The sequence below is a fragment of the Thalassospira sp. MCCC 1A02898 genome (assembly GCF_001618185.1).
In the GTDB taxonomy this organism is placed as follows: domain Bacteria; phylum Pseudomonadota; class Alphaproteobacteria; order Rhodospirillales; family Thalassospiraceae; genus Thalassospira; species Thalassospira tepidiphila.
In genome coordinates this window covers 23185-33458 of record NZ_LPXK01000004.1, presented here as the reverse complement: position 1 = coordinate 33458, position 10274 = coordinate 23185, and the positions used below count along the sequence as shown (strand labels likewise).

Genomic DNA, 10274 nt, shown 5'->3' with positions numbered 1-10274 from the left:
TCCGATGTTGTGGCAACCGCCTATGGCGGGGAGGAGCTTAAATTCGGTCCGGAATATCTTATCCCGAAGCCGTTTGACCCGCGCCTGATGCTGGAAATTCCGCCACGTGTGGCCAAGGCCGCCATGGCGAGCGGTGTTGCCAAACGCCCGATCGAGGATTTCGACGAGTATCGTCAGCAGCTTGAAGGTTTCGTCTTCCGGTCCGGCCTTGTTATGAAGCCGGTGTTTGACGTGGCGCGTTCGCACAAGAAACGCGTTGTCTATCCCGAAGGCGAATCGCGTCGTGTTCTGCAGGCCTGTCAGGTGCTTGTTGATGACGGCATTTGTCATCCGGTGCTGATTGGTCGCCGCGAGGTCATCCTTGAACGGATTACCGAGCTTGGCCTGCGTCTTGTTCCCGATGAGCAGATTGAAATTCACGATCCCGATGACAATCCGCATTTCGAACAGGATTGGCAGGACTTCCACAACATCATGGGCCGTCGCGGCATCAACCCGGAATATGCCCGGGCGATTGTGCGTACCCGTCCGACCGTGATCGCGGCCCTGATGCTGCGTCGCGGGGAAGTCGATGCGATGCTGTGTGGCTGTCAGGGCGGTTTCCTGCGCCATCTGCGCTATGTCCGCAATCTTGTCGGCCTGCGCAAGGGGGTTACCGATTTCTCCACGGTCAACATGATGATCATGAAGCAGGGGACGTTCTTCCTGACCGATACTTATGTGTCGGTCGATCCGACCCCGGAACATGTGGCAGAAACCACCATCATGGCCGCCGACGTCGTCAAGCGTTTCGGCATGACGCCAAAGGCCGCGTTGATTTCGCATTCCAACTTCGGCAGCCACGAAAACAAGTCTGCCTGCAAGATGCGTGATGCGCTTCAGCTGATCAGAACGCAGGCACCCGATCTTGAGGTCGAAGGTGAAATGCATGCGGATGCAGCCATTTCGCAGCCGATCCGTGACCGGATCTTCCCGCACTCGATGCTGAGCGGTTCGGCCAACCTTCTGGTCATGCCGACGCTGGATGCGGCCAATATCTCGTACAACATGGTCAAGATGTTGGGCGATGGGCTTCCGGTTGGGCCGATCCTGGTCGGTGCGGCCAAATCAGCCCACGTCGTCAGCCCGTCGATTACCGTGCGCGGTATTGTCAACATGACGGCGATTGCCGTTGTTGATGCCGTCACACGAACGCAGGAAAGCCAGTAACATACTCCCAGCCCCGTCTTGATCCCAAGCGGGGCTGGGGTGATTTGCTATCGCGCTCTTGACCGGGGCTATGTGATAGCGCAGAAACAGCCGTGCCGGGCGTTGGAACACAATGCCCGACACGGCGTTTAATCTTTTGCAGGAAAAATTGGCGGCTCATTAAAGCAGGGAGGGGCAGATGACAGGTCAAGTTGAAGAACTCGACCGGCCGGCGGAAAAGTCGTCTGGCGATGAATATGTCGATCTGACTCCCGAATATGCCCGCGAAATCTTTGATGCGCTGGGCGAGGAAGAAGGCAGCAAGGCTGCCGATCTTCTGGGCGAGTTGCACTTTGCCGATATTGCCGATTTGCTGGGTTGGGCAAGCTCCAACCAGCGTGAACTGCTTGTCGATCTGATCCGGCCGGATTTTGATCCGGAATTCCTGACCGAACTTGATGATGAACTTCGTGAAGAAGTCATCGGGTTACTTGGCACCGATGTGGTGGCCGAGGCCATCACCGAACTTGATTCCGATGACGTCGTCGAGGTCATCGAGGACTTTGACGAGGATGAGCAGCGCGAACTTCTTGGCGCGCTGTCGGATATCGAGCGTGCGCGCGTTGAAGAGGCGCTGTCTTATCCGGAATATACCGCCGGTCGTATCATGCAGCGCGAGCTGGTGGCGATCCCGGATTACTGGTCTGTCGGGCAAACCATTGATTTCCTGCGTTCTGCCAAAAGCCTGCCGGAAGATTTCTATGACATCATTGTTGTCGATCCGCGCTACAGCCCCGTGGGCATCGTGCCGCTGTCGCGCGTGATCCGGACAAACCGCCCGGTGCTGATCCGTGACGTGATGGAATCAGATGAAATGCGCACAGTCGTCGTGACCGAGGAACAGGAAAACGTCGCCCACCTGTTCCGTCAACGCGACCTGATTTCCGCCCCGGTTGTCGATGACAGCGGCCGGCTGGTCGGTGTGATCACGGTTGATGACGTCGTTGACGTTATCGACGAGGAATACGAAGAAGACATGATGCGCCTTGCCGGTGTCGGCGAGGAAGACGACCTTTCAAGTGCGATCTTTGCCACCACCCGATCACGTTTTACATGGCTTTTGGTTAATCTGGGCACCGCGATCATGGCATCGGTTGTGATCGGCCTGTTTGAAGGCACGATTGAAAAGCTTGTTGCGCTGGCCGTGCTGATGCCGATCGTCGCCTCGATGGGCGGCAATGCCGGGACGCAGACATTGACCGTGGCGGTACGTGCGATTGCCACGCGTGAGCTGACCAGCACCAACGCATTGCGCGTGATCCGCAAGGAAGTCGCGGTGTGTGGCCTGAATGGCCTGGCCTTTGCCGTTCTTGCCGGGGCCGTGACGTGGTTCTGGTTTGATGACATGCTGCTTGGCGGTGTGATCGGCGTTGCCATGATCATCAACCTGCTGTTTGCCGGCCTGTTCGGGGCGCTGATCCCGCTTGGTCTGGAACGTGCGGGCATTGACCCGGCCGTCTCGTCGGCAGTCTTCCTGACAACGATTACCGATGTTGTCGGCTTTTTCGCCTTTTTGGGATTGGCGGCAGTCTTCCTGCTTTAGTCACATCATTCGAACACCAAAAAACAAACCCCCGCAATCGATCCGGCTGCGGGGGTTTTCTTTGATCGGAATGTCAGGCTCAGGCTATCCCGATTTTGTGTCACTGGCAGGCCGTGACTTGCCTTTGGCTGCCGATTTGGTTGGTTTCTGCTGTATCAGGAGTTCCATCGTATCGGCCGCATCGCGCGGTGGCGACAGAAGGAAGCCTTGAATTTCATCGCATTCGGCCGCCTGAAGGGATGCCATCTGTTCTTCGGTTTCAACGCCAACGGCAACCACCTTGCGGTTCAGGCTTTTACACAGCCGGATGGCTGGTTGCAGGACGCTGTTTTCGGGCTGTTCATCAAGTGCGACATTAAACAGCGACTTGGACAGTTTGATGCGCTGGACCGGGAAGCGTTTCAGATACCGCAGCGACGTGTTGCCGGCCGCAAAATGATCAAGTGTCAGGCCAATGCCCGCCTCCGAGAAACGATAGAACTGACCAAGGGCGCGTTCCGGATCGCGCATGACGATTTCTTCGGACACCTCGATCTCGATCATCGCCGGATCAACTTCATGTTCGGCGGTCAGATCGGTGATGTTCTTGATCAGATCGGCCTGAATGAACTGGCGGCTTGAAACGTTAAGTGCAATCGGCACCGGGACATAGCCCTGACGGCGCCAGTCGGCGACCTGTTTACATACCGTCTCGATGATCCAGTGACCAAGGGGTGAAAGCAGGCCTGTCCGATCAGCAACCGCGATGAAATCGGGCGGCAGGCGGCGTTTGCCACTGTCATCAATCCAGCGCAGCAGCGCCTCGAACCCGGTAAGGGTGCGGTCTGATGTGCGATAGCGCGGCTGATATTCCAGAACGAAGCGTTTTTCATCGACCGCACGGCGCAACTGCGTTTCCATCGACAGGCGCGCATGCATCACGTTGTTCATCGTCTCGACGAAGAAGCAATAAGATGATTCTGCGGATTTCTGGGCGCGGTACATTGCCGCATCGGCATTGGCCATCAATTGCGACGGTGCGCGGGCATCGTTGGGATAAAGTGCGACACCGACACTGACATGCAGGCGGATTTCATCGCCCGTGGTGGTCAGGATCGGTTGCGACATGGCTTCGACCACGCGTTCGGCGACAAGGGCTGCCCCCTCGGCCTCGGACAGGTCGGTGGCGATGATGGCAAACATATCGCCCGAGAACCGCGCACAGGTATCCTTTTCGCGCACGGTGGCACGTAGGCGCCCGGAAATGGTGCGCAGCGTTTCATCGCCGACATCGGCCCCGAACCGGTCATTGATCGCACGGAAATTGTCGATATCGACGACAAGAACCGACAGAAGCTTTTCATAGCGTTTGGCATGGGCAACCGCCTGATTGAGGCGATCTTCAAACAGGGCATGGTTGGGAAGGCCGGTCAGCGGATCATGCGTCGCCAGATAGCGCAATCGGTTGACCGATGCATTGGCGGCCGGGTTGTGATGCAAGGTGATGTCGACACAGTCCGGATGGGTGGTGGATGGTCGCATTGTCAGGTCGCAGACGACATGCACGCCCTCGGCACTGCGCACGATCCATTCGCGCCTGAGTTCGTCATCACCACGGTTGATCGCAAGCAGCATCTTTTCCTGTGAACGACGGGATGCGGTGCCATCCGACTGGAATTCCGGTGCGAGGTTATAAAACCGGATAAAGCCGTAATCCTCTTCGCGCAAATCAAAGAATTCGGCGGTTTCCGGCGACATTGATTTCAGGTGACCGTCGAGCTTGGTGATTGATAGCGACAGGTCACTGATGTCATCGCCAGCATGGATGTGATGAACCGTGCGGCGCATTGCCATTTTCTGCCGGTTGCTCAGCAGGAAGACAATCGTCGTGAACAAAATGGTCGTCAGTGCGCCGAATATCAGGATCAGTTCGGGATTGATCGTGCTGTGCGCCAGTTGCGGATCGGCAATGACATCGACCTGCCATTGGCGGCCAACCACATCAAAGGCGACTGTGCGCTGAAGGGTTTCATCATCACCTTCACCGCGAATTTCAAACAGAACAGTGTCACCTTCGCGGACACGGACGGTGTAATCTTCGACCTGTTCGGTATTGATCACCGCCGCCAGCATGGAGCGAATGCGAAACGCCCCGTTGATGATGCCGATAATCTCGCCATCGCGGCCCAGAACCGGGGTATAGGCCGCAAAACCGCGCCCGCCCTGCATGAGCTCAAGCGTTGGTGTGATCTGGGTGCGGCGTTGATCAAGCGCGATATCAAGAACCGGACCAGCAAGCGGATGACGCTTGAGATCCGCCCCCATGGCCGGGACGTTGCCCTTGATCGGGGCGACATACAAAATGATGTAGTTTGGCGTTATCCAGTTGATCGCCTGGAGTGCCGGGAAGCGGCTTTGAAGCGGGGTCGCAACCGAAAGATAATCTCTTTCGTCCTCGGGCGGGCCGCTCTGCCAATTGTCGGCAAAGCTTTCAAGCACCGCGAGGTTATTGTTCACAATGGATTTGATCTGCTGGGAAACGGAATTTGCCGTAATCTGGCCGGCAGATTGAAGGATTACGCGGCGATCGCTTTCAACCATTTGCCAAATCAGATATGTGACAGATGCGAAGAAAGCAGCCGTCAGAAAACCAGCCGCCAAAGCCCGTTTTTTCAGGCGTGACGTTTGTTTGGTTGCGTTTTCCTCAGCGTGCTTTGTTTCTTCTTCCATCTCTCCCCCAAACACAACGACCCTTGCTGATCCTCCCCGATCAGGATGTGTGTGCATACGGTTATCACCAGTAAACATCCATGCACCGATGGATAAAGATGCCAGTGTATTTTGCTGGCCGATAACCGGTACTATTTGTTTATGGTGTTATTCTTACACGACTTTAAGGGGTTGGTCGCCTGCATTTACGGATTAATTTTTGACGGTAATTGCCAAAAACTGTTCCGGGACAGGGTTTTGATACAGGTTTGGCGATAATAAATCCGTGTTAGCCCCTGTTCTGAAAACGTGAAGTGTTGTATCTGAGGCGGAAATCCGGCACCCGCAGTAAAGGCCGGTCATTGTGTGACAAAGATCACCCCCAGAGAGAGTCCATGAAACACCATAACCGCAATCCCCGTGCACGGGGAGGACGCAAACGTCAGCCATCCCGGCGTGATCCGCTGATCGGGTTTGAAGCAGACGTCACCATCGAACAGATTGGTGCGCGCGGCGATGGGATTGCCCATGTCGCGACGCCAGATGGTAAATCGGTTTTGATTTATGTGGATTGCGTGTTGCCGGGTGATCAGGTGCGCGTTGCCCTTCGCCAGAAACGTGGCGACGGGTATGGGGCAGAGGTGGTTGCCGAAATCGCACGTTCGAGTGGCTATAACACGCCACGCTGTGCGCATTTCAAGGAATGCGGGGGCTGTGCCCTGCAGCATATGAATGATGACGATTACCGCATCTGGAAGCGTGACAAGGCGCTTGTGGCGGTTCAGCGTGCCGGTATTGATCCGCAAGATGCCGAAACACTTGTCGGGGATGTCGAGATTTCACCGCCGGCAAGTCGACGTCGTGCCGGTTTTTCGGTGCATGTCGGCGCAACCGGCGTTTTTGTCGGTTTCCATGGGCGGTTTAGTCACACGGTTCTGAATGTGCCCGACTGTGCGGTATTGCGCCCGGAACTGATGGCCTTTCGCGAAGCATTTGTCATGTTCCTTGAAGCCTGCCCGCCGGAACATGCACGCGACATCAAGGAAGTGTTTGTCACCCTGACCGACAGTGGTCTGGATGTGCTTATTCAGGCAAGCAACGATCCTGACCTTGATATGCGCCAAGATCTGGCGGAATTCGCAGAAGCGCAAAATATCGCGCGGCTGAGCTGGAAAACCGGGGATCGTCCTGACGAACCGGTTGCAGCGCGTCATTTGCCGGTTGTTCGTTTTGAAGGTGTCGAAGTGGCGATTGCGCCGGGCGGTTTCTTGCAGGCCACCCAGGACGGGGAACAGGCACTGGTTGCGGCCATCAAGTCGGCATTGGCTGATATCGCGCCGAAAAACGTTGCCGATCTTTTTTGTGGTGTGGGCAGTTTTACATTTTCACTGGCCCTGTCGGGCAAACGGCGTTCGGTCACGGCTGTGGAAAGTGATCCGCGGGCCGTCGAGTTACTGCAATATGCGGTCGGACAATCGGGTAGCCCGGTCAAGGTCGTAAAGCGCGATCTGTTTCGCCAGCCGTTTGTTGGGGATGAACTCAGCAGCTTTGACCTTGTCGTGTTTGATCCGCCGCGTGCCGGGGCCCTTGCCCAGTCAGAGACGCTTGCCGTGGACGGGCCGGAATGGATCATTGCCGTATCATGCAATCCGGCGACATTTAGCCGTGACATGCGGGTTCTTCGGAATGGCGGCTATGAAATCACCAAAGTCGTGCCAGTCGATCAGTTCCTGTGGTCGTCACATCTTGAATTATTCGCTATTTTGCGCCGCGGTTCTGCCGGTTGACGCCGTTTGCAGAGCGGTGCGCTTTGGGGCTTAATTTTTAATCACTGATATACTATACTATCAGTTGGTATTTCCGCCGGACACCAGGATGGTCAGGTTGGCAAGGGATTGAAAGTGATCAGTCCCTTTGCCCGTGCAGCACGTAGTTGTTTTGCCGGCTTGTTTGAGCGGAAAAACAATGGAACCACTGGCCAGTCAGTTGCCGATCTATACCAGTACTGCGCGTGCAATTGCCCCGCAGAACAGGTTGATTGCGCCTGAAAGCAGCCAGTTCTCCGCCAACAATCAAAACACAAACCGCAATACCGACCCGCTTCGCAGCGCAGGTTCTACCAATGCGCAACTAAACCAGTCTTTGGGCAGTGCCGGTGAACTTCTTGGTCAGGCATCAAGCGATCTTTCGCGGATTGGCGATGCGCTTGACGAAATTGACGCGCTTGTCACGGTCGCGGAAGAAAACAGCGATCTGTCCACACAGCAACGCGCGCAGTTAAATGCGCAGATCGAAGATTATCTGACCCGGATCGACGATATCGCGGCCAATAGCAATTTTGAGGGCCGCGACCTTCTGGCATCGGATCAGACGATTACGCTGCAGGTTGGCAGTGGCACATCATCAGACAATCGTATCGATGTGACGTTGTCGGCGTCGAGTTCCGAGGATCTGGCGACCGGCCTTTCGGCGATAAATGTTTCCGACAGCACGGGCGTTTCCAATGCGCGTGCACTGGTTGATGAGGCGCAGCAAGCCCTTCGGGATCGCGAGATTTCCGTTTCTGCTGATCAGGGAAGTTTGCGAACAGCGCAGGACCAGAACCGCGTTTCGCAGGTTGCGGGTGAAAACATTGTCCAGGCGCAACTGGCGGCATCGGCACCATCTGGTCGCGAGGATGCGCAGGCAAACATTGCGCAAAACCTGCAGGCCTATCTTGGCGATATTTCCGCACAGCTTGCCAACCAGACAGTCGCGGTTGGTGGTATTGCCTTGCCAGAACCGCGCCCTGATCCTGTGCCGGAACAGGAAGAAGATCCGTTCTTCGATCCAACCGCCGAAGACGACGATCCGAGCCAATCACAAGACTTCCTTGGCCAAGCTGTTCCAGACAGCGGAACAGCCCAGCCGTTGGTTAATAGCGGGTTTGGCGGATATGACAGCGGTGGCAATGGAACATCGGGCGGCAGTGGTCGTGCGGATCGTCCGGCCAATCGGGTTTCTGTCGAAGCGTGAGCCTGATCGGAGTTTCCGAAATGGTCAGCAGGAAGGCGTTTTATCCTTCGACATTCTCGCCTTCGTAGATCCCCCAGAACCCGTGGCGGGGCGCCCAGCCTTCGAAATCACCAAACCGCAACTGACACCAATCGACCGTCGCCGGGCAGTCTTCGATGCGGCCAATCACACTTGCCGAGACCAGCGCAATCTTGCGGGCATTCTTGTCGGCGGCGGAATAGAGCGTGATGTTTTCATCGGTCACGATGACGTGGCGCGACCCGATCAGAAGGCTTTGATGAACCCAGCCTTCGCTGCCTTCCCAGTCACGTACCTTGCGCCAGGTATCGAATTCCGACACCACTTCCATCGGCATATTGCGACGGTGATAAATCCAGACTTTCGGATATCGCAGGCCGGGGCCAGAACGTAAAAATACCTTGTCAGAGCGCAGCGCGACAAATCGCGGGATCGGCAGGCCCGATTCCTGTGCGCTGGCCACGATCGGAGTGGTCAGACTGCCAAGAATCGCCAAGGCCATGAAGCGATACAGAAATTTGCGCAAAACCTGCGGCATCTTGTTGGTATTCCTTCATTTATTCCATTTGCGCTGGTTTTGTAATAATTCGCTGTTGCGAAATAAAATTACAAAAAATGCGTCAAAATTCTTGCTTTTGTACCTTTCGGCATGGCATCACTGCACTGCGGCAGGGCACAAAAATGCACCATGCCTTATTTTGTCTGAAAAAGAGTTAAAAGACCGCATAGGATCGGCACATGACCAAGAAAAAACCGCTTGTCGTCGTGACCCGGAAACTGCCGGAAGCGATTGAAACCCGCATGATGGAACTGTTTGACGCGCGTCTGAATATCGATGATGCGCCGATGAGCAAGCAGGAACTGATTGATGCGGTCAAGGAAGCCGATGTGCTGGTGCCAACCGTCACCGACAAGATCGATGCGGCAGTTCTGGCCCATGCGGGCCCCAATCTGCGTCTGATTGCCAATTTCGGCACCGGTGTCGATCATGTCGATCTGCAAACTGCCCGTTCCCGTGGGATTACGGTCACCAACACACCCGATGTCCTGACTGAGGATACCGCGGATATGACCATGGCGTTGATCCTGTCGGTGTCGCGCCGCCTGGCAGAGGGCGAACGCCTTATTCGCAAGGGCGAATGGGCGGGCTGGGGCCCGACGCTTATGCTGGGGCATCGCATCTGGGGCAAGCGCCTTGGCATTGTCGGCATGGGCCGTATCGGCCGCGCGCTGGCACGCCGGGCAAAGGGTTTTGGTTTGTCGGTGCATTACCATAACCGCCGCCGTGTGCATCCTGATATCGAAGAAGAACTGGATGCGACCTATTGGGAAAGCCTTGATCAGATGCTGGCCCATGTGGACGTCATTTCGGTCAACTGCCCGCATACGCCTGCGACCTATCATTTGCTGTCGGCGCGTCGTCTTAAACTGATGCAACCGCATGCCATTCTGGTCAACACCGCGCGCGGCGAAATCGTTGATGAACCGGCCCTGACCCGGATGCTGGCCGATGGTGAAATCGCCGGTGCCGGACTGGACGTGTTTGAACACGAACCGGCCGTGAACCCGAAATTGCTTGAACTGCAAAATGCGGTTCTGTTGCCCCATATGGGATCGGCCACCATTGAGGGCCGCGTTGATATGGGCGAAAAGGTCCTGATCAACATCAAGACGTTTGTTGATGGTCACACACCACCAGATCGCGTGATCGAAGGATTGCTCTGATCCGCTTTCCATAATGATTTCAAAGGGGTGATGCCAC

General features: G+C 56.0%; 7 protein-coding genes. 5 read left to right on the top strand and 2 right to left on the bottom strand.

The genetic code is table 11. From position 1 onward, the window contains the following. Together AUQ41_RS04935 and mgtE are read left to right on the top strand one after the other, a co-directional pair. Positions 1-1209, top strand: a 1209-nt coding sequence (locus AUQ41_RS04935; RefSeq protein ID WP_255356170.1) for a phosphate acyltransferase, incomplete at its 5' end; no start/stop codon positions are given. Between the two features lie 178 nt (positions 1210-1387). Then, a complete protein-coding gene (gene mgtE / locus AUQ41_RS04930) occupies positions 1388-2791 on the top strand; it encodes a magnesium transporter (protein WP_008890066.1) in 1404 nt (467 codons plus the stop codon). Between the two features lie 84 nt (positions 2792-2875). Here mgtE and AUQ41_RS04925 read toward each other — a convergent pair whose 3' ends face one another. Further along, complete coding sequence (locus tag AUQ41_RS04925; protein ID WP_063087027.1) at positions 2876-5500, bottom strand: EAL domain-containing protein; 2625 nt, start codon at positions 5498-5500, stop codon at positions 2876-2878. Between the two features lie 374 nt (positions 5501-5874). Here AUQ41_RS04925 and AUQ41_RS04920 point away from each other — a divergent pair, with 374 nt between their 5' ends. Beyond that, a complete protein-coding gene (locus tag AUQ41_RS04920) occupies positions 5875-7266 on the top strand; it encodes a class I SAM-dependent RNA methyltransferase (protein ID WP_063087026.1) in 1392 nt (463 codons plus the stop codon). Between the two features lie 178 nt (positions 7267-7444). Then, positions 7445-8494: a hypothetical protein gene (locus AUQ41_RS04915; protein WP_063087025.1), complete on the top strand. Its 1050-nt coding sequence runs from the start codon at positions 7445-7447 to the stop codon at positions 8492-8494. Between the two features lie 40 nt (positions 8495-8534). Here the strand turns inward: AUQ41_RS04915 and AUQ41_RS04910 are convergent, their stop codons facing one another. Then, entirely contained in the window at positions 8535-9050 is a 516-nt protein-coding gene (locus AUQ41_RS04910) for an SH3 domain-containing protein (protein ID WP_063087024.1), read from the bottom strand. Positions 9051-9250: 200 nt separating this feature from the next. Here AUQ41_RS04910 and AUQ41_RS04905 point away from each other — a divergent pair, with 200 nt between their 5' ends. Further along, the gene (locus tag AUQ41_RS04905; protein WP_008890071.1) at positions 9251-10237 is read left to right on the top strand and encodes a D-glycerate dehydrogenase; all 987 of its coding nucleotides are present in this window, start codon (positions 9251-9253) and stop codon (positions 10235-10237) included. The last annotated feature ends 37 nt before the right edge of the window (positions 10238-10274 follow it).